The sequence below is a fragment of the Streptomyces sp. NPDC001941 genome, assembly GCF_040296945.1.
Lineage (GTDB): Bacteria > Actinomycetota > Actinomycetes > Streptomycetales > Streptomycetaceae > Streptomyces.
Window position 1 is genome coordinate 1 of the sequence record NZ_JBEOYE010000126.1, and the last position, 21653, is coordinate 21653.

General features: G+C 72.0%; 18 protein-coding genes and 1 rRNA gene. 8 read left to right on the forward strand and 11 right to left on the reverse strand.

Annotated features, from left to right (window positions below):
* Positions 1-51: 51 nt before the first annotated feature.
* Together ABT160_RS42225 and ABT160_RS42230 are read right to left on the reverse strand one after the other, a co-directional pair.
* Entirely contained in the window at positions 52-726 is a 675-nt protein-coding gene (locus tag ABT160_RS42225) for an HAD family hydrolase (RefSeq protein ID WP_351654374.1), read from the reverse strand.
* Between the two features lie 139 nt (positions 727-865).
* The gene (locus ABT160_RS42230) at positions 866-1372 is read right to left on the reverse strand and encodes a DUF6912 family protein (RefSeq protein WP_351654376.1); all 507 of its coding nucleotides are present in this window, start codon (positions 1370-1372) and stop codon (positions 866-868) included.
* Between the two features lie 295 nt (positions 1373-1667).
* Between ABT160_RS42230 and ABT160_RS42235 the strand changes: the two genes are divergently transcribed.
* A complete protein-coding gene (locus ABT160_RS42235; RefSeq protein WP_351654378.1) occupies positions 1668-2147 on the forward strand; it encodes an Rv3235 family protein in 480 nt (159 codons plus the stop codon).
* A 104-nt stretch (positions 2148-2251) separates the two neighbouring features.
* On the opposite strand, the gene secA is transcribed toward ABT160_RS42235, so the two are convergent.
* Complete coding sequence (secA, locus tag ABT160_RS42240) at positions 2252-5065, reverse strand: preprotein translocase subunit SecA (RefSeq protein ID WP_351654380.1); 2814 nt, start codon at positions 5063-5065, stop codon at positions 2252-2254.
* A 241-nt stretch (positions 5066-5306) separates the two neighbouring features.
* On the opposite strand from secA, the gene ABT160_RS42245 reads away from it, so the two are divergent.
* Both ABT160_RS42245 and ABT160_RS42250 read left to right on the forward strand, forming a co-directional pair.
* A complete protein-coding gene (locus tag ABT160_RS42245) occupies positions 5307-5900 on the forward strand; it encodes a GNAT family N-acetyltransferase (protein ID WP_351654382.1) in 594 nt (197 codons plus the stop codon).
* A gap of 127 nt (positions 5901-6027) precedes the next feature.
* Positions 6028-7209, forward strand: a complete 1182-nt coding sequence (locus tag ABT160_RS42250) for a winged helix-turn-helix domain-containing protein (RefSeq protein ID WP_351654384.1) — start codon at positions 6028-6030, stop codon at positions 7207-7209.
* On the opposite strand, the gene ABT160_RS42255 is transcribed toward ABT160_RS42250, so the two are convergent.
* The 7 genes from ABT160_RS42255 to mtnA all read right to left on the reverse strand — a co-directional run bounded on the left by ABT160_RS42255 (position 7202) and on the right by mtnA (position 15881).
* Positions 7202-7969: a response regulator gene (locus ABT160_RS42255; RefSeq protein ID WP_351654386.1), complete on the reverse strand. Its 768-nt coding sequence runs from the start codon at positions 7967-7969 to the stop codon at positions 7202-7204. The two genes, ABT160_RS42250 and ABT160_RS42255, sit on opposite strands and share 8 nt — an antisense overlap.
* A gap of 195 nt (positions 7970-8164) precedes the next feature.
* Positions 8165-8854 carry a ribosome hibernation-promoting factor, HPF/YfiA family gene (hpf, locus tag ABT160_RS42260; RefSeq protein ID WP_351654388.1) on the reverse strand — a complete coding sequence of 230 codons (690 nt, stop codon included), beginning with the start codon at positions 8852-8854 and terminating at the stop codon, positions 8165-8167.
* Positions 8855-9176: 322 nt separating this feature from the next.
* Positions 9177-9902 (reverse strand): ComF family protein, encoded by a 726-nt coding sequence (locus ABT160_RS42265; protein ID WP_351654390.1) that lies wholly within the window; start codon positions 9900-9902, stop codon positions 9177-9179.
* Positions 9903-10037: 135 nt separating this feature from the next.
* A complete protein-coding gene (locus tag ABT160_RS42270; RefSeq protein ID WP_351654392.1) occupies positions 10038-11909 on the reverse strand; it encodes an LpqB family beta-propeller domain-containing protein in 1872 nt (623 codons plus the stop codon).
* Positions 11899-13869, reverse strand: coding sequence for an MtrAB system histidine kinase MtrB (gene mtrB / locus ABT160_RS42275; protein WP_351654394.1), 1971 nt, complete (start codon positions 13867-13869; stop codon positions 11899-11901). The genes ABT160_RS42270 and mtrB overlap by 11 nt, the downstream gene beginning before the upstream one ends.
* Position 13870: 1 nt before the next feature.
* Positions 13871-14548, reverse strand: a complete 678-nt coding sequence (gene mtrA / locus ABT160_RS42280) for a two-component system response regulator MtrA (protein WP_005486885.1) — start codon at positions 14546-14548, stop codon at positions 13871-13873.
* Positions 14549-14741: 193 nt separating this feature from the next.
* Positions 14742-15881: an S-methyl-5-thioribose-1-phosphate isomerase gene (gene mtnA, locus ABT160_RS42285; RefSeq protein WP_351654396.1), complete on the reverse strand. Its 1140-nt coding sequence runs from the start codon at positions 15879-15881 to the stop codon at positions 14742-14744.
* Between the two features lie 182 nt (positions 15882-16063).
* Between mtnA and ABT160_RS42290 the strand changes: the two genes are divergently transcribed.
* From ABT160_RS42290 to ABT160_RS42310, 5 genes are read left to right on the forward strand one after another with little or no spacing between them, the layout of a single operon-like run.
* Positions 16064-17287: a DUF7847 domain-containing protein gene (locus ABT160_RS42290; protein WP_351654398.1), complete on the forward strand. Its 1224-nt coding sequence runs from the start codon at positions 16064-16066 to the stop codon at positions 17285-17287.
* A gap of 4 nt (positions 17288-17291) precedes the next feature.
* Positions 17292-17978, forward strand: a complete 687-nt coding sequence (locus ABT160_RS42295) for a DUF4129 domain-containing protein (RefSeq protein ID WP_351654400.1) — start codon at positions 17292-17294, stop codon at positions 17976-17978.
* On the forward strand, positions 17975-19156 hold the full coding sequence (locus tag ABT160_RS42300) for a DUF4350 domain-containing protein (protein ID WP_351654402.1): 1182 nt from the start codon (positions 17975-17977) through the stop codon (positions 19154-19156). Before ABT160_RS42295 ends, ABT160_RS42300 begins: the two co-directional genes overlap by 4 nt.
* Positions 19153-20136, forward strand: a complete 984-nt coding sequence (locus tag ABT160_RS42305; protein ID WP_351654404.1) for an AAA family ATPase — start codon at positions 19153-19155, stop codon at positions 20134-20136. Before ABT160_RS42300 ends, ABT160_RS42305 begins: the two co-directional genes overlap by 4 nt.
* A gap of 12 nt (positions 20137-20148) precedes the next feature.
* On the forward strand, positions 20149-21459 hold the full coding sequence (locus ABT160_RS42310) for a DUF58 domain-containing protein (RefSeq protein WP_351654406.1): 1311 nt from the start codon (positions 20149-20151) through the stop codon (positions 21457-21459).
* A 119-nt stretch (positions 21460-21578) separates the two neighbouring features.
* Here the strand turns inward: ABT160_RS42310 and rrf are convergent.
* Positions 21579-21653, reverse strand: a 5S ribosomal RNA gene (rrf, locus tag ABT160_RS42315); the annotation flags it as partial.

Below are 21653 nucleotides of genomic sequence, written 5' to 3' on the forward strand. Positions count from 1 at the left end.
AAGAGCAAGCGGAGGAGGCCCAGCTCCCTGTTGAAGAACCTCTGCTGTTGTTCACCGAGGCGTGCCTGCATGGACTGCGAGCCAGGCTGAGCGAACCTCCACCAACGAGTCCACCACCGGCACCCCCACCCGCTCCAGGCTCGCCCGGCTGTGCGACCCCCCGGTGTACAGCACCGCCTTCGCCCCGACGTGCGCCGCCGCCACCGCGTCGTCCGCCGCGTCCCCGATCACCACCACGCGCTCCGGCGCCACGCCCTCCAGGGCCGCCAGGTGCCGCACCATGTGGCCCGCCTTGCCCGCGGTCGACTCCCCCACCCGCCCGTCGACCCGGACGAAGCGCGACTCGATCCCGTGCCGCCGCACGATCGGTATCAGGTGCTCGTGGGGCGCGAGGGACAGCAACGACTGCGTACGCCCCTCCGCCTGCCGCCGCGCCAGCAGCTCGGCCGCCCCGGCCGCCAGGCCGCAGGCGTCGGCGCGCGCCCAGTAGTGCTTGTGGAAGGCCGCGTCCATCACGAGCCATTCCTGGTCCGTGGGCAGCCGCCCCATCAGCCGCTCGTAGAACTTCGGGACCGGTACGCAGTACAGCTCGCGGTACCGCTCCAGCGTGATCGGATCGAGCCCCAGCTCGCCGAAGGCGGCGTTCGTCGCGCCGATCACCGCGTCGATGTCGTCGAGCAGCGTGCCGTTCCAGTCCCAGACCAGGTGCGTCGTGTGCTTCCCCATGGAAAGACGGTACCGACCCCCACTGACAACACCCCCGGAGGGCAGGGCCCCCGGCAAGGCCCCCCGGCACGGGCCTCAGCGCAAGGCCCCGCGCAGGGCAGGCACCGCCCGAGATCAAACGCTCAGGCGATCAGGCCGCTCAGGCGATCAGCCCCGGAATCTCCTGCACCCCGAACCACAGCAGCTCGTGGTCCTCCGCCCCGTCCACCACGAACTGCGCGTCGTCGTCGCCGTGGTCCGCCGCCCCCAGCGCCTCCGCCGCGGCCCTGACGTCGGCCTCGGCGTCGTCCGCGTCCGCGTGCACCGCGGCGGCCTTGGCCAGCGGCACCGCCCGGGCGACCCGCACCTCGCCCACCGAGGACGGGTCGAGCCCGCGGTCCGGGTCGGCGGCGGCGTCCCCGTCGGGCACGTCCACGGCCAGCACCACACGGCGCCGCGCGGCACCGGGGTCGGCGGCGAGCATCCGCAGCGAGGCCGCCGCGGCCCGGCTGAGGGCCGCGTACTCCAGCTCCTCGATGTCGTCGGAGACGTACCACTCGCACAGCCCGGGCGTCACGGCGTAGGCCGTCAGCGGGCCGGGCCCCAGCTCGCCCGCGGCGTGCGCCCGTGCGAGACCGGGGAGGGTCAGGGGTACGTACACGCGCATGTCCGGCCGCTTTCGTAGTCCGATACTCCGGGGTCGAAGTCGCCCTCAGGATACGTGCGGCGTCCCCCTTCGGAGTCCCCGAGGCCGCCCCGCGCACCGTCCACCCGGAGCACCCCGGCACCGCCGCCCCGCCCCGGTGCCGCACGGCCCGCCACTCTGATGGGTGATCTTCCCCGGCTCCCCGACCCGGTCCGCCCCTTCCTTGCCCCGCACCGTCACCTTCCGCGAATCTGCGGGCACAGAAAGTTACCGCCGGGTATCGATCACGCCCGGCCCGACCGCACGGGGGCGAAGCATGACCCAGACCAGGACCGCCGCGCAGACGCGACCCGCCGACCGCGGCGACCGCCGGGGACCCGCCACCCGTACCGACCGCCGCGGCCCCGGCCGCCAGGCCGCGCTCGCACCGGCCCCCGCCGTCCGCGACGGCGCCGCAGCGCGCCCCGTGCGCGTCCTCGCCCCGCACGAGGTGTTCGCCGAGCGGCTGCTCGCCGTCCTCAGCGGGGCCCGCCCGGTGCACTGGATGATCGGCAGGGCCGTCGGGGACGCGTACGAACAGCTCGTCCGGCTCGCCCCCGCCACCCCGCTGCGCACCCGGGGCGCCCGCCCGGTGATCCGCCGCTGCAAGGGCTTCAACCCGCGCCGGGGCGTCGTCGAGGCGTTCGCCACCGTCGCCGCGGGCGACCAGGTGCGCGCCATGGCCTTCCGCCTGGAGCTGGGCGCCGACCTCAAGTGGCGCTGCACGGCCGTCGAGCTCGGCGGCGACCGCGTGTAGGCCCCACCCGCGCCCCTGCCCGTACGACGAAGGCGGGGCCGGACGCCTCCCGGCATCCGGCCCCGCCCCACCACGCGTCCGTAGGCGCTACCTACGCGTACGCACTACTTCTTGCGGCGCCGACCGCCGCCCTTCTGGGCCTTGCGGCGCTCCGCGCGCGTGAGCCCGTCCGACTCGGAGCGGACCTGGTCGCCGTTGTCGAAGTCGCCCTCGACCACACCGCCCTCGCCGTCCACCGACGGGGCGGAGAAGTGCAGCCGGTCCGGGCGCTGCGGGGCGTCGAGGCCCTTGGCGCGGATCTCTGGGCGGGCGCCCGCCGGGACGGCGTCCTGCTTGTCCAGCGAGGTCTTCTCGGCGGCATCCTCGACCTCGACCTCCTCGACCTGCTGCTCGACCTGGACCTCCAGGTTGAACAGGTAGCCGACGGACTCCTCCTTGATGCCCTCCATCATGGCGGTGAACATGTCGAAGCCCTCGCGCTGGTACTCGACCAGCGGGTCCTTCTGGGCCATCGCGCGCAGGCCGATGCCCTCCTGGAGGTAGTCCATCTCGTAGAGGTGCTCGCGCCACTTGCGGTCCAGGACGGACAGCACCACGCGGCGCTCCAGCTCGCGCATGATGTCCGAGCCGAGCTGCTTCTCGCGCGCCTCGTACTGCTCGTGGATGTCGTCCTTGACGGACTCGGCGATGAACTCGGCGGTGATGCCCGCACGGTCGCCCGCCGCGTCCTCCAGCTCCTCGACCGTGGCCTTCACCGGGTAGAGCTGCTTGAAGGCGCCCCACAGCCGGTCCAGGTCCCACTCCTCGGCGAAGCCCTCGACGGTCTCGGCCTGGATGTAGGCGTCGATCGTGTCGTCCATGAAGTGCTGCACCTGCTCGTGCAGGTCCTCGCCCTCCAGGACGCGGCGGCGCTCGCCGTAGATGACCTCGCGCTGGCGGTTGAGCACCTCGTCGTACTTGAGGACGTTCTTGCGCGTCTCGAAGTTCTGCTGCTCGACCTGCGACTGCGCGGACGCGATCGCGCGCGTGACCATCTTGTTCTCGATCGGCACGTCGTCGGGCACGTTGGCCATGGCCATCACGCGCTCCACCATCTGCGCCTTGAACAGGCGCATCAGGTCGTCGCCCAGCGAGAGGTAGAAGCGGGACTCGCCGGGGTCGCCCTGACGGCCGGAACGACCGCGCAGCTGGTTGTCGATCCGGCGGGACTCGTGCCGCTCGGTGCCCAGCACGTAGAGCCCGCCGAGGTCCTTGACCTCCTCGAACTCCGCCTTGACCGCGCCCTCGGCGCGCTCCAGGGCGCCGGGCAGCGCGGCCGCCCACTCCTCGACGTGCTCGACCGGGTCCAGGCCCTGCTGGCGCAGCTCGGCCTCGGCCAGGTCGTCGGGGTTGCCGCCGAGCTTGATGTCCGTACCGCGGCCGGCCATGTTCGTGGCGACCGTGACGGCGCCCTTGCGGCCGGCCTGCGCGACGATCGTCGCCTCGCGGTCGTGCTGCTTGGCGTTCAGCACCTCGTGCTGGATGCCGCGCTTGCTCAGCTGCTGGGAGAGGTACTCGGACTTCTCGACCGACGTCGTGCCGACGAGGATCGGCTGGCCCTTCTCGTGCTTCTCCGCGATGTCGTCGACGACCGCCGCGAACTTGGCGACCTCGGTGCGGTAGATCAGGTCGGACTGGTCCTTGCGGACCATCGGACGGTTCGTCGGGATCGGGACGACGCCGAGCTTGTAGATCTGGTGGAACTCGGCGGCCTCGGTCATCGCCGTACCGGTCATGCCGGACAGCTTGCTGTAGAGGCGGAAGAAGTTCTGCAGGGTGATCGTGGCGAGGGTCTGGTTCTCGTCCTTGATGTCCACCCCTTCCTTCGCCTCGATCGCCTGGTGCATGCCCTCGTTGTAGCGGCGGCCGGCCAGGATGCGGCCGGTGTGCTCGTCGACGATCATGACCTCGCCGTCGATGACGACGTAGTCCTTGTCCTTCTTGAACAGTTCCTTCGCCTTGATGGCGTTGTTCAGGTAGCCGACGAGGGGCGTGTTGACCGACTCGTAGAGGTTGTCGATGCCCAGCCAGTCCTCGACCTTGCTGACACCGGCCTCGTGGATGGCGACCGTGCGCTTCTTCTCGTCGACCTCGTAGTCGCCGGTCTCCTCGATGCCCTTGAGCGGGTTGCCCGCCTCGCCCTTGGTCAGGCGGGTGACCAGCTTGGCGAAGTCGCCGTACCACTTGGTGGCCTGGTCGGCCGGGCCGGAGATGATCAGCGGCGTACGCGCCTCGTCGACCAGGATCGAGTCGACCTCGTCGACCACGGCGAAGTTGTGGCCGCGCTGGACGAGCTCGTCCTGGGACCACGCCATGTTGTCGCGCAGGTAGTCGAAGCCGAACTCGTTGTTCGTGCCGTAGGTGATGTCGCACGCGTACTGCTCGCGGCGCTGCGCCGGCGTCATGTTCGCCAGGATGCAGCCCACCTCGAGGCCGAGGAACTTGTGGACGCGGCCCATCATCTCGGAGTCGCGCTCGGCCAGGTAGTCGTTCACCGTGATCAGGTGGACGCCCTTGCCGGAGAGCGCGTTCAGGTACGTGGGCAGGGTGCCGACGAGGGTCTTGCCCTCACCGGTCTTCATCTCCGCGACGTACCCGAGGTGCAACGCGGCGCCGCCCATCAGCTGGACGTCGTAGTGGCGCTGGCCGAGCACGCGCTTGGCGGCCTCGCGCACGGTGGCGAAGGCCTCGGGGAGCAGGTCGTCCAGGCTCTCGCCGTCCGCGTAGCGCTGCTTGTACTCGTCGGTGAGAGCCCGCAACTCGGCGTCGGAGAGGTTGACGAAGTCCTCTTCGATGGAGTTGACCTGGTCCGCGATGCGGTGCAGTTTGCGCAGGATCTTGCCTTCGCCTGCACGCATGAGCTTGTTGAAGACGGACACTGAGGCTGGTCTCCTTGCCGGTCGGGCCTGGCACTGGGTCGTGTGATGGACACTGGCGCGGGCACGGCAGGTGGGCCCCACCGCAACGGCCATCGTAAGCGAGGACACCACCGGCCCGGGAGGTCCGCCGGACTCACGGGGACGGCCACCGCCCGAAAGGAGAACGCCCGGGGGGTGCGGAAGGTGCCGCCGAACCCGAAAAGTGTTCGCATCCCGGGCCCCACTTCACCACAATCCGTGCATGGAGCCCGTCATTCTCGTCACCGACCGCCTGCGTCTGAGCGCCACCTCCGCGGGGGACGCCCAGGAGGTGTACGCGGCCTGCCAGGACCCCGCCGTCCAGCGCTGGATCCCCGCCATGCCCTCCCCGTACGGCATGGAGCACGCGCGCGAGTTCGTCGAGCGCACCGTCCCGGAGGGCTGGCGCACCGACACGGCGTACAACTTCGCCGTGCGCCCCCGCCACGGCGGCCCCCTGCTCGCCGCGGCCGGCCTGCACAGCCCGCGCGGCGGCACGTCCTGGGAGGTCGGCTACTGGGCCGCGCCCGACCAGCGCGGCCACGGCTACGTGACGGAGGCGGTCCTCGCGGTGGCCCGCTGGGCCTTCACCGACCTGGCCTGCTCACGCCTGGAGTGGCGCGCGGAGGTCGGGAACACGGCGTCGCGCGCGGTGGTGGAGCGCGCGGGCTTCACCCTGGAGGGCGTGCTGCGCGCGGGCATGCGCGGGCGCGGCACCGTCCGCGACGCCTGGGCCGCCTCGCTGCTCCCCAGCGACCTCGGCCTGCCGTCGGCGCTCCCCTACCTCCCGGCACGGAGCGACGCCCCGGGGAGGTGAGCCGCTCCGGCCCCGGAGCCTGATCATCCGCTCCGGCCCCGGGACCCGGCCCGCCGCTACGGCCCCGCCCCCGTCCGGGCGATGGCGGCCCCGGCCGACTGTCAGTGCCGGGCCCTAGAGTGCGGACATGACCAGCCTGCCGCAGCCCGTTGCCGACCTGTCCGCCGACGAAGCCCGGCGCATCGCGCTGCGCGCCCAGGGCCTGCTGGGCGCGCCGGACCGGCGGGGCGGGGTGCGCGGGGTGCTGCGCCACCTCGGCGCGGTCCAGCTCGACACGATCTCGGTGCTCGCCCGCTCGCACGAGCTCGTGCCGTACGCACGCCTGGGCGCCGTCGGCCGCCGCACGGTCGAGGACGCGTACTGGACCGACACCCACGCCTTCGAGTACTGGTCGCACGCCGCCTGCATCCTGCCGGTCGAGGAGTGGCCGCACTTCGCCTTCCGCCGCCGCGCCTACCGCGCCCGCCCGCACTGGAACCACGACCTGCCGTCCGGGGCGTACGAGCAGGTGATCAAGCAGCTGCGCGCCGAAGGCCCGCTGACCGCCACCGAGTTGGGCGGCGCGAAGAACAAGGGCGAGTGGTGGGACTGGTCCGAGTCCAAGATCGCCGTGGAGCGCGCGCTGATGTACGGCGAGGTGGTGTGCACCGAGCGCCGGAGCTGGAAGCGGGTGTACGACCTGGCCGAGCGGGCCCTGCCGGACGCGGTGCTGCACGACGACCTGGACGACGCCGAGTGCGTGCGCCGGCTGGTGCGGCTGGCGGGCGAGGCGCTGGGGGTGGGCACCCGCGCGGACATCGCCGACTACCACCGGCTCAAGGGCGAGGAGTTCGACGCGGCGGTCGAGGGCTCGGGCCTGGTGCCGGTACGGGTGGCGGGCTGGTCCAAGCCCGCCTGGGCGGATCCGGCGGCGCTGGCGGACGAGCCGCGCGGCCGGCACCGTACGACGCTGCTCTCCCCGTTCGACTCGCTGATCTGGGAGCGGGCCCGCACGGAGCGGATCTTCGGCTTCACCCACCGTCTGGAGGCGTACGTCCCCAAGCCCAAGCGGCAGTACGGCTACTTCGCGATGCCCCTGCTGTCCGGCGGGCGCCTCCTCGGCCGCGTGGACCCGGCCCGCGAAGGGACGACCCTGGTCGCCCGGCACGCCTCGCTGGACACCCCCAAGGCGGTGCGCCCGATGGCGCAGGCCCTGGTGGAGGCGGCCGGCTGGGTGGGCTGCACCGACGTGCGGGTGGAGCGGGTCGGCCCGGAGGACCTGCGCGAGCCCCTGGTCAGGGAGGTCGCGGCCGCCCTCCGCGCTACCTGATCTCCAGGATCTTCTCCCGCATCGCGTAGACCACGGCCTCCATCCTGGAGTGCAGCTGGAGCTTCTCCAGGATGTTGCGCACGTGGTTCTTCACCGTGTTCTCGGAGATGAACAGCTCCTTGGCGATGTCCCGGTTGTTCATCCCGGTGGCCACCAGCTTGAGCACCTCCAGCTCCCGGTCGGTCAGCCGGGGCGCGGGCACCAGGCGGCGCTCGTCGGTGCGCTGGATCATCGACTTGAACTCGGTGAGCAGCTTGGACGCCATCGAGGGGCTGATCTGCGACTGCCCGTCGGCCACCGCCCGGATCGCGGTGGCGACCTCGTCGGTGGAGATCTCCTTGAGCAGGTAACCGGTGGCACCGGCCTTGATCGCGTCGTAGAGGTCGGCCTCCTCGTCGCTGATCGTCAACATGATGATCTTGGCGCTGGGAGCCACCTCCTTGATGGAGGTGCAGGCCTCGATGCCGCCGCGCTTGGGCATCCGCACGTCCATCAGGACGATGTCCGGCAGCAGGTCGGCCGCCTTGTCCACCGCCTCCGCGCCGTCCCCGGCCTCGCCGACGACCTGGATGTCCTCCTCCTGCGCGAGGACGATCTCCAGGCCCCTCCTGAAGAGCGCGTGGTCGTCCACCACCAGGACCCTGATGGGCTCCTTGCGGGACGCGCCGCCGTGCGTACCGGCATCGACACCGGTGCCCGCCGGGACGCCCTCTCCCTGGGGGCCCCGCTCGCCGTGCACCGGGCCGAAGCTGTCCGCCATCGTTCCTCCCCCTGAAGGCCGTGGCCTGAAGTTCATGTTCGGAACGCCAACCGCATTCTGTGGAACACCGGTTGGCGTGCGACGCCATGATTTCATGCCCGGACGACAGAGCGGTGATCCTCTGGTCGCACGGTGGTGCCCCTGGGGGCGCGGGGGGCGCTCCAGGGGCACCACGGGGACGGGGGTCAGCCGCGCTCAGCCGCCGAGCGCACCGCCGGCGCCGCCTGCCTCGGACCCGGCGAGCGGGTCGGTCTCCAGGTGGATGACGCCGTAGTCGTAGGCGTGCCGCCGGTAGACGACACTGGGCTGCTTGGTCTCGGAGTCGACGAAGAGGTAGAAGTCGTGCCCGACCAGCTCCATCTCGTAGAGCGCCTGGTCGAGCGTCATCGGGGCCGCGGTGTGCGTCTTCTCGCGGACCACCAGCGGTCCCTCGCCCTGTACTTCGAGCGAGCCCATCATGGTGGTCGGAACACCCTCGGCCTCGTCGCCGGTGACCGGCTCGCCGTTGTGGTTCAGCTGGGCGACGCCCGGCACCACGTCGGCGACCGACGCGGCCGACAGTCGGCCGCTGCCGCGGCGGGTGTGCCGCTTGCTGTGCTGCTTGCGCAGCCGGGCCTCGAGCTTGTCGTGGGCGAGGTCGAGGGCTGCGTACGGGTCGCCGGCGGCCGCCTCCGCCCGGATGACCGGGCCTCGGGAGTGGAGGGTGATCTCCACGCGGTCCGACCGGTCGGCCTGCCGCGGGTTGTGCTCCTTGGACACCTCGACGTCCAGGCTGATCACCTTGCCGTCGAGCTTCTGGATCTTCTCCAGGTTCAGCTTCTCGGCCACGTGCTTGCGGAACCGCTCGGGCACCTCGGTCTTGCGGCCCTTGACGACGATGTCCACGCAGAACTCCGTTCCCGGATCGCTCCGCCGGCTCTCCTGCCGGCGAGCATCTCCCTTTGTGCACCAGACCCCGGTGATTACCGGAGCCTCGGACTTCGCGGCTTTCACCTCCTCCTCCCCAGTAGTGAAGATCTCTACCTCACGAACTTCAGAGGACCGGGGAAACCCGGAAGCACAGCAGTGCATTCGCCGAGGCGCGGCTTTCGCCATTCCTCACAACCGAACATAGCTCGCTCGGACGGTTGTCGGCACCTGCTACCAGGACGTACCTCCGTTCAGGTGTTTCCGGCCTCTCACTACCTGCAACGTTTCAAGATCCCGGTCAGTTCCGGTTTATTTCGAAAGAGACCGAAGAACTCGCGACAACTGCCGCGCTCAACCGTACGAATCGGCCCCCGCCGTTCGCCCGCGCGGCACTCAGTGCCCTGGCCGCCTCGACCAGCGAAGCGCCCGTGGTCATCAGGTCGTCCACCAGCACCGCCCTCCCCCCGCCCAGCAGCCGCTCCGCCCCGGGCACCACCTCCAGCGCCCCCGCCAGGTTCGCCAGCCGCTGCCGCGCCCCCAGGCCCGACTGGTCGGCCACCGCGCCCCGCTGCCTCAGCACGGGCAGCGCCCGCGCCGCCGTCCCCGTACGCCGCAGCTCCCGCGCCGCCGCCAGCGCGATCCGCCGCGTCGCGTCGTGCCCCCGCGCCCGCACCACCCGCCGGGCCGACGGCACCGGTACGAGCAGCAGAGGCCCCGCGCCACCGCCGTACGGCCCCACAGCGGCCCGTACAGCGCCCGCCAGCGCCACACCGAGCGGGGCGGCGAGCCCCAGGGCCCCGCGCTCCTTGTGGGCCAGCAGAACGGCCCGTACCGCGTCCGCGTACGCCGCCGCGGCGTGCACGGCGGGCAGCCCCACCGGCTCCGGCGACGGCCGCACCCGGCACGGCGCGCCGCCCCACAGCTCCTCCCCGCACCCCTCGCACAACTGGACCCGCCCGCTGCCGCACCCGGCGCAGGGGACCGGCAGCACCAGCTGGGCCATCTCACGCCACCAGCCCCGCATGGCACCCACTGTGCCCGGGGCGGCGACACCACGGCCACCCCTGTGGAAAACGGTCCGGCCCTGCGGTCACCCCCTGTGGAAAACCCCGGGGTGGCACTGCGGGCCACCCCGGCTCCAGCCCCCGGGCCCCAGGCCTCAGCCCGGATAGACCGGCGCCGTGCCCTTCGCGACCAGTGACTGCCAGTTGCCGCCGGGAGGCAGCCGCACGATGCCGTCGTCCGAGGACGCCACCAGCGGCATCCGGTCCGACGGGCTGGCGGCCACGTCCTTGACCTGGTTCAGGCCGGGAAGGATGCCCGCCTCGGGCGTCGAGCCGTCGGTCTGCAGGTAGCGCACCTGCTGCACGCCCTTGGACTCCTTGCCGATCACCACCAGCCGGCTGGGGCCGGCCCAGGAGACGGCCGTGACCGAGTCCATCCGCGGCGCCGCGTCCCTGGGGTCCAGCAGACTGACGGTCTGCTGCTCACCGCTGCCCGCGCGCTCCACACGGGCCAGCAGCAGCTTCGTGCCCGTCGCGCCCCGCACCCGGAGCGCGACCCGCATCCCGTCCGGGGACAGCCGCAGCGCCTCGATCTGGCCGGCCTGCACCGCATCCGGCAGGCCCACTTCGCGCTTGACCCCGGGCCCGGCCCCCCGGGGGACGAGCCAGAGGTGCCCGCCCGCCGGATTGCGGTCGGCCACCCAGACGTCCCCGTTCATGTCCCAGGTCGGCGTGGAAAGACCCTCCTCGGGCGTCTTGCCGGTGGAGGTGACCGCCGGGGGCGGCAGCGGGGCGGTCGCGTCGAACGGGGCGATCCGCATCTGCCTGCCGTCCTCGGAGACCCCCGCCGCGCTCTTCTGGTCTCGCGCCACCGCGACCCTGCCGAGCCGCGTCTGGCCGCTGCCGAACGGGCCCAGCACCCGCGGGTCATCCGTCGACGGGCTCTTCGCCCCGGCCTGCAACCGGGCCAACTGGCCCTTCGCGTCGAGGTAGTACGCCTCGTCCGACCTGGCGTCCAGCTTCCACGACATGTACGCGTCCACGTCGCCCTGCTCCACCACGCACTTCTGCTTCCCGCCCACGACCAGCTCCACCTGATCGACCTTCGGCGTCGCCAACTCCTGCACCGTGGCCATGATCTGAGCGGCCATCTTCCGGCAGGCGGCGTAATTGGACTGTGCGATCTTGCCCTTGAGCGGGACCTTCAGCGTGTTCTGGTCGTCGGGCGTGAGCGTCTTCACGCCGTCCTGCAACGCGGTCTCCGTCGGGATGGTCGAGCGGACCACCGGCCCCAGCCACGGGCTGGAGTCCTCCAGCGCCACGTCCACCGCCTGCGCCAACGGGTTGCGCTGGGTGACCGGGTCCTCCCGCTGGCGTATGTAGACCGGATCGGCCACCAGCGAGTCGCGCCCCTGGTTGTCGTAGTAGTAGCGGTTGATCGAACGGTAGTTGCGCTGGAAGTCCGACTCCCCGAGCAGCAGGCCGGGCGGCAGGCTGTCGATGCGCCACTCCTTGTTGCCACTGCCCTTGACGGTCTCCTGCGTCAGATGGATGTGCTGCTTGTACGGGGTCGTGGGCCGACCCGACGCCGTGTACTCGTGTCCGCCGCGGACATCGGCCAGCTTGTCCCCGGTCAGCGTGTAGTCCAGGCGGCCCGGACTCCCCTTGCCGCCCCTGACCGGGTTGCTGACCAACGGCGACGACGCCAGCACGGTCGTCGAAACCTCCGGCTGCCAGGCCTGCGCCGTCGATTCCGTCAGGTACTGCCTCGCCGTGTCGAACTTCGGGTCGTCACTGGTCATCGCCTCCAGGAAGCCCTCGACGATCTCCTCGGCCGGAGCACCCTCGCGCGGCGGCACCGCGAACACCCTGACCCGCGACTCACCGGCCTGGGAGGGCTTGACGGACTTGATGTCCCCGCTGTCCGGCATCGAGACGCACCCCGTGAGCAGGACGGCCCCGACCGCCAGCAGCACCGCGCCCCGCACCGCACGCCCGTGGCCCTTCGGCCGACGCTCAGCGCCCACCCGTGTCCTCCCGCTCCGAAGCCTTCTCGCCCGCCGAACGCGCCACCACCCGCGCCCCGCTGCCCGGCAACGCCGCCGGATCCACGCCCTGCGGTGCCGTACGCGGCGGGGCGGGCAGCGCCGAACGGTCCTGCGGCTGCGCCGGTACGGTCGCCAGCCGGCCGCCGCCGTCCACCACCTCCACGGGCCGCTCCCGGTTGCGCCGCGAGTCCTCCGGCTCCAGCGGTACCGGCGACCCTCGCAGCGGCTCGTCCGCCGTGCGCGGCAGGGTCAGCCGGAACTGCGAGCCACCGCCCGGCTCGCCCCACGCCTGCAGCCAGCCGCCGTGCAGCCGCGCGTCCTCCACCGCGATCGACAGGCCGAGGCCCGTGCCCCCGGTGGTCCGCGCGCGCGCCGGGTCGGCCCGCCAGAAGCGGTTGAACACCCGTGTCGCCTCGCCCGGCTTCAGACCCACGCCGTAGTCCCGTACCGCCACCGCGACCGCGCCGCCCGCGGCGGCCAGGCGCACCACCACGTCCCGGCCCTCGCCGTGCTCCACGGCGTTGACGACGAGGTTGCGCAGCACCCGCTCCACCCGGCGCGGATCGGCCTCGGCGACCACCGGCTGCTCATCGCCGAGCACCAGGATGCGGCTGCCCTTGCGCTCCGCCAGCGGCTCGGCGCCGCCGATCACCCGGCGCACCACCTCGCGCAGGTCTATCGCCTCGGAGTCCAGCGCGGCCGCCCCCGCGTCGAACCGGCTGATCTCCAGCAGGTCCGCGAGCAGCGACTCGAACCGGTCCAGCTGGTCGCCCAGCAGCTCGGCCGAGCGCGCCGTCACCGGATCGAAGTCACTGCGCGCCTCGTGGATGACGTCCGCCGCCATCCGCACCGTCGTCAGCGGGGTGCGCAGCTCGTGCGACACGTCCGAGACGAACCGCCGCTGCATCCGGGACAGCTCCTCCAGCTGCTGGATCTTCAGCTGGAGGTTCTGCGCCATCTTGTTGAAGGCCTCGCCCAGGCGCGCGATGTCGTCCTCGCCGGTGACCTTCATCCGCTCCTGCAGCCGGCCCGCCGACAGCCGCTCGGCGATCCCGGCGGCCATCCGTACGGGCGTGACGACCTGGCGCACCACCAGCCACGCGATGGCACCGAGCAGCACCACCACGAACAGTCCGGCCGTCGCCAGCGTGGTCTTCACCAGGCTCAGCGAGTCCTCCTCCTGCACCAGCGGGAAGAGGTAGTACAGCCCGTAGGGATTGCTCTCGGGGTCGCTCAGCCGCTTGCCGATGACCAGGCCGGGCTCGGAGGCCTTGCCGTTGGAGTAGTGGATCCGGGTGTACGTCTGGAACGTCTCGTTGTTGCCCTGCAGCACCGACGCCTGCAGGTCGGCCGGAATGCTGGTGGTGATCGACACCTCGCCCGAGGCACGGGCGCCCCGGGTGGGCACCGAACCGTCGCCGGCGGTACTGAGGGCCACGATGTGGAAGGCCCCCTGCCCACCGCTGGCGAGCTGCTGCACCAGGTCGGAGCGCCAGTTCACCGCCGATCGGGCGCGCCCGTCACCGGTCGGGTCCTGCCCGGCGTCCGACACGGAGGCGGCCGCCTTGTCCTGCGCGGCGGAGAAACCACCCGCCGCCTGGCTCTGGGCCGCCTTCGCCTTCGCGTCGAGCAGCCCGTTGCGCACGGCACCGATCACCACGAACCCGAGCAGCAGCACCACGCCCAACGACATCAGCAGCGTGGCCGCCACCACCCGCAGCTGGATGTTGCGCCGCCACAACCGGACGGCGGGCAGCAGCGGCCGGCGCACCCAGCGCACGACCAGCCGGAGCACCGGACCACCCGGTGCCCCGTCCTGGAGGAGCCGACCGCCGTGGAACAGCCGGTCGGACCACGAGGGCCCCCGCCCCGGCCCGGCAGCCCGCCCCGCACGGACTCCCGGATCCCCGGGCTTCGGAGCAGCGCCGCCGCGGGACATGTCAGCTCGGTCCGGCCTTGTAACCGACGCCACGGACGGTCACGACGATCTCCGGGCGCTCCGGGTCCTTCTCGACCTTGGAGCGCAGCCGCTGCACGTGCACGTTGACCAGCCGCGTGTCCGCCGCGTGCCGGTACCCCCACACCTGCTCGAGCAGCACCTCGCGGGTGAACACCTGCCACGGCTTGCGGGCCAGCGCCACCAGCAGGTCGAACTCCAGCGGCGTCAGCGCGATGGACTGGCCCTCGCGCTTCACCGAGTGACCGGCGACGTCGATGACCAGGTCACCGATGGCCAGCTGCTCCGGCGCGGGCTCCTCCGACCGGCGCAGCCGCGCCCGGATGCGGGCGACGAGCTCCTTCGGCTTGAACGGCTTGACGATGTAGTCATCGGCACCGGACTCAAGACCGACGACCACGTCGACGGTGTCGCTCTTGGCGGTCAGCATGACGATCGGCACGCCGGACTCGGCACGGATCAGCCGGCAGACCTCGATGCCGTCCCGTCCGGGCAGCATGAGATCCAGCAGCACCAGATCCGGCTTGGCCTCACGGAAAGCAGCGAGTGCCTTGTCTCCGTCTGCGACGAACGACGGCTCGAAACCTTCTCCCCGCAGTACGATCCCGAGCATCTCGGCCAGTGCGGTGTCGTCGTCGACGACAAGGACGCGTCCCTTCATATCGACATCATCCCATTTCCGCATCAGTCTCAAAGGCGCTGGTGAGATAGCTCACTGGCCCACCGCCCCGTCCGCGATCTTCCATCTGTGACTGCCCCTGTCCCCGCTGTTCGATGTCAGCCATGCATGTCAGAAGTCACACCGGAGGTCAACCGACCGACAAGATCCAGCCGCTTCCCCGGTGCCCCTTCCCTCACGGACTGTCCGCCCCCGCGACCAGTTCCGCCACCGCTCCCGCCGTCACCGGCGACAGCACCCCGCGCTCGGTGACGATCGCCGTCACCAGCTCCGGCGGCGTCACGTCGAAGGCCGGGTTGTACGCCTGCGTGCCCAGCGGCGCCACCGGCAGCCCGCCCCCCGTCTCCACCCCGGGCACCACCGCCTGAGGCGCCATGAACCCCGTGACCTCGTGCCCCGGCCGCTGCTCCACCTCGATCGAGGCCCCGTCCGGAGTCCCCAGGTCCACCGTCGTCAGCGGCGCCACCACGATGAACGGCACGTGGTGGTACTTGGCGAGCACCGCCAGCGGATAGCTGCCGACCTTGTTGGCCACCGACCCGTCCGCGGCGATCCGGTCCGCCCCGATGAGCACGGCGTCCACCTCCCCCGCCGCGAACAGCGAACCCGCCGCGTTGTCCGTCAGCAGCGTGTACGCCATCCCGTTGCGGGCCGCCTCGTACGCCGTCAGCCGCGCGCCCTGCAGCAGCGGCCGCGTCTCGTCCACCCACAGCCGCCGCAGCCGCCCGGCCCGGTGCGCCGCCAGCGCCACGGCGAACGCGGTCCCCTCCCCGCCGGAGACCAGCGCCCCGGAGTTGCAGTGCGTCAGGATCCGGTGGCCGCCGCCCGGCAGCAGCTCGTCGAGCAGAGCCAGACCGCGCCCCGCCATCCGGGCACTCGCCTCCGCGTCCTCGCGGTGCAGTTCCCGCGCAGCCGCCAGCGCCGCCGCCCCGGCCCGCTCGTCAGAGGCGCCCTTCTCGACCGCCTCGCGATGCGCGTCCGCCGCCCGCCGCACCCCGTACCCGAGGTTCACCGCGGTGGGCCGCGCCCCCGCCAGCAGGGTCGCCGCCTCCGCCACGTCGTAACCCCGCACCGCGGCCAGCGCGACGCCGTAGGCACCGGCGATCCCCAGCAGCGGGGCGCCGCGCACGGCCAGCGTCTGGATCGCCAGCACCAGCGCCGGGACGTCGGTGCACACCAGCTCGACTTCCTCGGCGGGCAGCCTCGTCTGATCGAGAAGGACCACGACGGGCCCCTCGGGTGGTTCCTCCCAGCGCAGGGCGGGAAGAGTGGGCGGCTCAGTTGCGACCGGGGTTTGTGCGTACTGATCAGCCATCCGCCCAGTCTGCCCGCTCGAAGACCGACAATGAAGGTGACGAGGAGAGACAACGCCAGGCCCACCGGCAGGCGGCGCGTGGCACGATGGCACTCAGCCGGCCGCCGCGACAGGCAGCGGGCCACCAGGACCGAGCCGGCCTCCCGCACCGGCCCCGCGACCATTCCACGAGGTGGACCACCGTGAACGACACTCCGGGCTGGGCCTCGCCCGGATCTGCCCCCTCCGACGGCCAGGACTCCGGTGTCCCCCGGCAGACCCCGCCCGCCGACGAGAACGGCTCCGCCTCGAAGTGGTCCAAGGACCAGCCGCCCGCCGGCCAGTGGTCCCCACCGACCGCGCCCGGTCCCATCCCCCCGCAACCTCCCGCCCCCGGCGGCTGGGGCGGCGGCCCGCACCAGAACGACAACTGGGGCCGCCCGCCGGCCGCCAAGCCCGGTGTCATCCCGCTGCGCCCGCTCGGCGTGGGCGAGATCCTGGACGGCGCGGTCTCCACGCTGCGCGCCCACTGGCGCACCGTCCTCAGCGTCACCGTCACCGTCGCCGTGATCACCCAGATCTGCGACATCCTCATCCAGCGCTACCTGGTGCCCACCGTCCCCGCACTCGACCCGGAGGCGGACCCGTCCGAGGCGCTCAACCAGCTGTCGGACACCGTCAACGCCAGCCTCGCCGGCTCGGTCCCCGCGGTACTGATCACCCTGATCGCAACGCTGTTCACCACCGCGATGCTCACCGTGGTGGTCAGCCGCTCCGTGCTCGGCCGCCCCGTGAACCTCGCCGACGCCTGGGCCGAGGCCCGCCCGCGCCTGCCCCAGCTGCTCGGCCTCACCCTGCTGCTGCCCCTCATGAGCGGCGCCATCATGTTCGTCGCGCTGCTTCCCGGCCTGCTGGTCGGCTCCGGCGCGGGCACCGCACTGGCCGTCCTGGGCGCCCTCGCCGCCCTCGTGGTCGTCGTCTGGCTGATGGTCCGCTTCAGCCTGGCCTCCCCGGCCCTGATGCTGGAGCGCCAGAGCGTCTTCGCCTCCATGCGCCGCTCGGCCAAGCTGGTGCACGGAGCCTGGTGGCGGGTCTTCGGCATCACCGTACTGACGATGATCCTGACGTTCCTGGTCTCCATGATCATCGGGATTCCGTTCACGATCATCGCCTTCATCCTGGACGGCAGCGGCATGGACAGCCTGATGACAGGCTCCGGCGGCGGATTCGGCTGGGCCTTCCTGATCATCACGGGCATCGGCGGCGTGGTCTCTGCCGCGATCACCTACCCGATCAACGCCGGAGTGTCCGTCCTGCTCTACGTCGACCAGCGCATCCGCCGCGAGGCCCTCGACCTCGAACTCGCCCGCGCCGCCGGCCTGCCCGGCTACGGCTCCCCCAGCGGCACCAACAGCGCCGGGGGTTGATGCGTTGTCAGCGACGGGGGGCACGACGGCACGGCTGCTGATCCGCGCGGCCGGCAACTCACCGGTGGACATTCCCCGCGACCCCGCCCGCGAGGCGGCCGAGCGGGAACTGTCCAAGCCGATGTACCACGAGAACGACCCCAACCTCCTCATGCGCGCCCTCGACCGCTTCTGGGAGTGGGTCGGAGAGCTGTTCAACTCCGCCTCCGGCGCAACACCGGGCGGAACGCTCGGACTCGTGGCCGTCATCCTGCTCGTCCTCTGCCTGGTCGCCGCCCTCTGGTGGCGACTGGGCACCCCCCGGCGCACCCCCGCCCCGGCCGACTCGCTCTTCGACAAGGGCCCCCGCACCGCCGCCGAACACCGCAGCGCCGCCGAAGCCCACGCCGCCGCCGGCCGCTGGAACCAGGCCGTCCAGGAACGCATGCGCGCCGTCGTCCGCTCCCTGGAAGAGCGCGCTCTGCTCGACCCGCGCCCCGGCCGCACCGCCGACGAGGCCGCCGCCGAAGCAGGCCGCTCCCTGCCCGCACACGCCGACGAACTGCGCGCCGCTGCCCGAGGCTTCGACGACATCACATACGGCGGACGCACCGCCGACGAGCAGACGTACGCCCGCGTGCGCGCCCTGGACCTCGCTCTGGAACGGGCCAAGCCCCTGCTCAGCACCACCACCCAGGGGCCGGCCGAGTGACCACCACCTCCATCGCACTCACCCCCCAACAGGTCTGGACCCGCTTCCGGGGCATCCTGATCGTGCTGGTGATCATCGTCGCCGCCGGCATCACCCTGGCGGCCCTCCGCTCCGGCGACAGCCACGGCCGTCTCGACTCGCGCTCCGCCGACCGCAGCGGCAGCCGCGCCGTCGCCGAACTCCTCAAAGCCCAGGGCGTCGACACCCGAGTGGTCACCACCCTCGACGAAGCGGTCCGCGCCACCGGCCCCGACAGCACGCTCCTGGTCGCGACGCCCGATCTCCTCACCACCCACCAGCAGGAAACCCTGCGCACGTCCACGGCATCCGCCGGAGGCCGCACGGTCCTCGTCGCCCCGGGCCAGCCCTCCGTGGGCACCCTGCTCCCCGGAGTCCGGGCCAACTCCGACACCGCGTCCATCTCCACCCTTCGCCCGCAGTGCACCCTGCCGGCGGCCGAACGCGCGGGCAGCGTCGACCTCGGCGGCGAGCGCTACGCGACCGACCTCCCCGACGCCATCGGCTGCTACCCCAGCGACGGCCTGCCCACCCTGCTGCACGTCCCGGGAACGGGCCGGTCCGACACCGTCCTGATCGGCTCCGCCGACATCCTCTACAACGAGCACCTCGCCCAGCAGGGCAACGCCTCTCTCACACTCCAACTCCTCGGCTCCCGCACCCATCTCGTCTGGTACCTCCCCTCCCTGGGCGACGACTCCGCCCTCTCCGAGGACGACAGCGAGAACACCGCCTTCCTCGACCTGATCCCCTCCGGCTGGCGCTGGGCCACCCTCCAACTGCTGCTGGCGGCCGCACTGGCCGCGATCTGGCGGGCCCGCCGCCTGGGCCCGCTGGTCACCGAGCGCCTCCCGGTCGCCGTACGGGCCTCCGAGGCGACCGAAGGCCGCGCCCGCCTCTACCGCAAGGCCGGTGCCCGGGACCGCGCCGCCGCCGTCCTGCGCTCGGCCACCCGCGCCCGCCTCGCCCCCCTGCTCGGCGTCGCCCCGGCCGACGCCCACTCCCCCGCCGTCCTGCTCCCCGCGACCGCCGCCCGGCTCGCATCCACGGACCGCGACCCGACCTCCCTCCTCTTCGGCCCGGCACCCACCGACGACGCCGAACTCACCCGCCTGGCAGACCAGCTAGACGCCCTCGAAAGAGAGGTACGCACCTCATGAGCGCCCCGACCCCCGAGACCGCCGAGAACTCGGACAGCGCCCGCGCGTCCCTGGAAGCGCTGCGCACCGAGATCGCGAAGGCAGTGGTCGGCCAGGACCCCGCCGTCACCGGCCTCGTCGTCGCGCTCCTCTGCCGCGGCCACGTCCTCCTGGAAGGCGTTCCCGGCGTCGCCAAGACCCTCCTCGTGCGCGCCCTCGCCGCGTCCCTGGAACTCGACACCAAGCGCGTCCAGTTCACCCCGGACCTGATGCCCAGCGACGTGACGGGCTCCCTCGTCTACGACAGCCGGTCCGCGGAGTTCTCCTTCCAGCCGGGCCCGGTGTTCACCAACCTGCTGCTCGCGGACGAGATCAACCGCACGCCCCCCAAGACCCAGTCCTCGTTGCTCGAGGCGATGGAAGAGCGCCAGGTCACCGTCGACGGCACCCCGCGCCCGCTTCCCGACCCGTTCCTGGTCGCCGCCACGCAGAACCCCGTGGAGTACGAGGGCACCTACCCGCTCCCCGAGGCCCAACTGGACCGCTTCCTGCTCAAGTTGACGGTGCCGCTGCCGTCACGCCAGGACGAGATCAACGTCCTGACCCGCCACGCGGAGGGCTTCAACCCCCGCGACCTGAAGGCCGCGGGCATCCGTCCCGTGGCGAACGCCGCGGACCTCGAAGCCGCGCGCACCGCCGTCGCCAAGACCTCGGTCTCGCCCGAGATCACCGGCTATGTCGTCGATATCTGCCGTGCCACTCGAGAATCCCCCTCGCTCACTCTCGGCGTCTCCCCCCGAGGCGCCACCGCCCTGCTCTCCACCGCCCGCGCCTGGGCCTGGCTCACCGGCCGCGACTACGTCATCCCCGACGACGTCAAAGCCCTCGCCCTGCCCACCCTGCGCCACCGCATCCAGCTCCGGCCCGAAGCGGAGATGGAAGGAGTCACCTCGGACTCCGTCATCACCGCGATCCTCGCCCACGTCCCCGTACCCCGCTGAGGCGGCGACCTCGTGGCACTCACCGGACGAACCGCGCTCCTGGCGGCCCTCGGCTCACTCCCCGTGGGGATCCTCGCGCCCAGCTGGACGGGAATCCTCGCGGTCAACGCCCCGCTCTCACTCGCAATTCTGTGCGACTACGCCCTGGCCGCGCCAGTAAGAACGCTGCGGTTCACCCGAAGCGGTGACACATCCGTTCGAATCGGCGAAACCGCGGACGTCACGCTGACCCTCACCAATCCCTCGACGCGCCGCCTGCGAGCCCAGCTCCGCGACGCCTGGCCGCCCAGCAGCTGGCTCCCCGGCGCCGACCAGGAGGCATCCCGGCACAAGCTGACGGTCCCCGCCGGCGAACGCCGCCGCGTCACCACCAGGCTCCGCCCCACCCGCCGCGGTGACCGCCGCTCCGAGCGCATCACCATCCGCTCGTACGGCCCCCTCGGCCTGGCCGCCCGCCAGGGCAGCCACCAGGTCCCCTGGACCGTCCGCGTACTGCCGCCCTTCACCAGCCGCAAACACCTCCCGTCACGCCTGGCGCGCCTGCGCGAGCTCGACGGCCGCACCAGCGTGCTGACCCGCGGCGAAGGCACCGAGTTCGACAGCCTCCGCGAGTACGTGCCCGGCGACGACACCCGCTCCATCGACTGGCGCGCCACGGCCCGGCAGAACACCGTCGCCGTACGCACCTGGCGCCCCGAACGCGACCGGCACATCCTGATCGTCCTGGACACCGGCCGCACCTCGGCCGGCCGGGTCGGCGACGTCCCGCGCCTCGACGCCTCCATGGACGCGGCCCTCCTCCTCACCGCCCTCGCCTCACGCGCCGGCGACCGCGTCGACCTGCTGGCGTACGACCGCCGCGTCCGCGCCCGGGTCCAGGGCCACCTCTCCGGAGACGTGCTCCCCGCCTTCGTGAACGCCATGGCCCCCCTCGAACCAGAACTGGTGGAGACGGATGCCCGAGGCCTCAGCGCGGCCGCGCTCAGCCATGCTCCGCGCCGCTCTCTGCTCGTCCTGCTCACGAGCCTCGACGCGGCACCGATCGAGGAGGGCCTGCTCCCGGTTCTGCCCCAGCTCACCAAGCGCCACACAGTGCTCGTCGCTGCGGTCGCGGACCCGCGAGTCGCCGAGATGGCCACCTCTCGCGGCAACACCGAGGCCGTGTACGAAGCCGCAGCGGCGACCCAATCGCAGGCCCAGCGGCAGCGGACAGCGGAACAGCTCCAACGCCACGGAGTCACTGTCGTGGACGCGACCCCGGAGGACCTGGCGCCGGCGCTTGCCGACGCCTATCTGGCACTGAAGGCGGCCGGACGGCTCTGACACCCCAAAAACCAAAGGGGGCAGAAGAATGATTTCTTCTGCCCCCTCAAAAAGCACGTGAACGCAAAAATGCCTCAACCCCCACACCATTACTGGTGTGGGGGTTGAGGCTAAAAAAAGTTCGGCGGCGTCCTACTCTCCCACAGGGTCCCCCCTGCAGTACCATCGGCGCTGAAAGGCTTAGCTTCCGGGTT

Excerpts from the sequence above, each read along its gene's own strand:
- ABT160_RS42225 (WP_351654374.1), bottom strand. The coding sequence starts at position 726 with ATGGGGAAGCACACGACGCACCTGGTCTGGGACTGGAACGGCACGCTG.
- ABT160_RS42230 (WP_351654376.1), bottom strand. The coding sequence starts at position 1,372 with ATGCGCGTGTACGTACCCCTGACCCTCCCCGGTCTCGCACGGGCGCAC.
- ABT160_RS42235 (WP_351654378.1), top strand. The coding sequence starts at position 1,668 with ATGACCCAGACCAGGACCGCCGCGCAGACGCGACCCGCCGACCGCGGC.
- ABT160_RS42245 (WP_351654382.1), top strand. The coding sequence starts at position 5,307 with ATGGAGCCCGTCATTCTCGTCACCGACCGCCTGCGTCTGAGCGCCACC.
- ABT160_RS42250 (WP_351654384.1), top strand. The coding sequence starts at position 6,028 with ATGACCAGCCTGCCGCAGCCCGTTGCCGACCTGTCCGCCGACGAAGCC.
- ABT160_RS42255 (WP_351654386.1), bottom strand. The coding sequence starts at position 7,969 with ATGGCGGACAGCTTCGGCCCGGTGCACGGCGAGCGGGGCCCCCAGGGA.
- ABT160_RS42265 (WP_351654390.1), bottom strand. The coding sequence starts at position 9,902 with ATGCGGGGCTGGTGGCGTGAGATGGCCCAGCTGGTGCTGCCGGTCCCC.
- mtrB (WP_351654394.1), bottom strand. The coding sequence starts at position 13,869 with ATGTCCCGCGGCGGCGCTGCTCCGAAGCCCGGGGATCCGGGAGTCCGT.
- mtrA (WP_005486885.1), bottom strand. The coding sequence starts at position 14,548 with ATGAAGGGACGCGTCCTTGTCGTCGACGACGACACCGCACTGGCCGAG.
- mtnA (WP_351654396.1), bottom strand. The coding sequence starts at position 15,881 with ATGGCTGATCAGTACGCACAAACCCCGGTCGCAACTGAGCCGCCCACT.
- ABT160_RS42305 (WP_351654404.1), top strand. The coding sequence starts at position 19,153 with ATGAGCGCCCCGACCCCCGAGACCGCCGAGAACTCGGACAGCGCCCGC.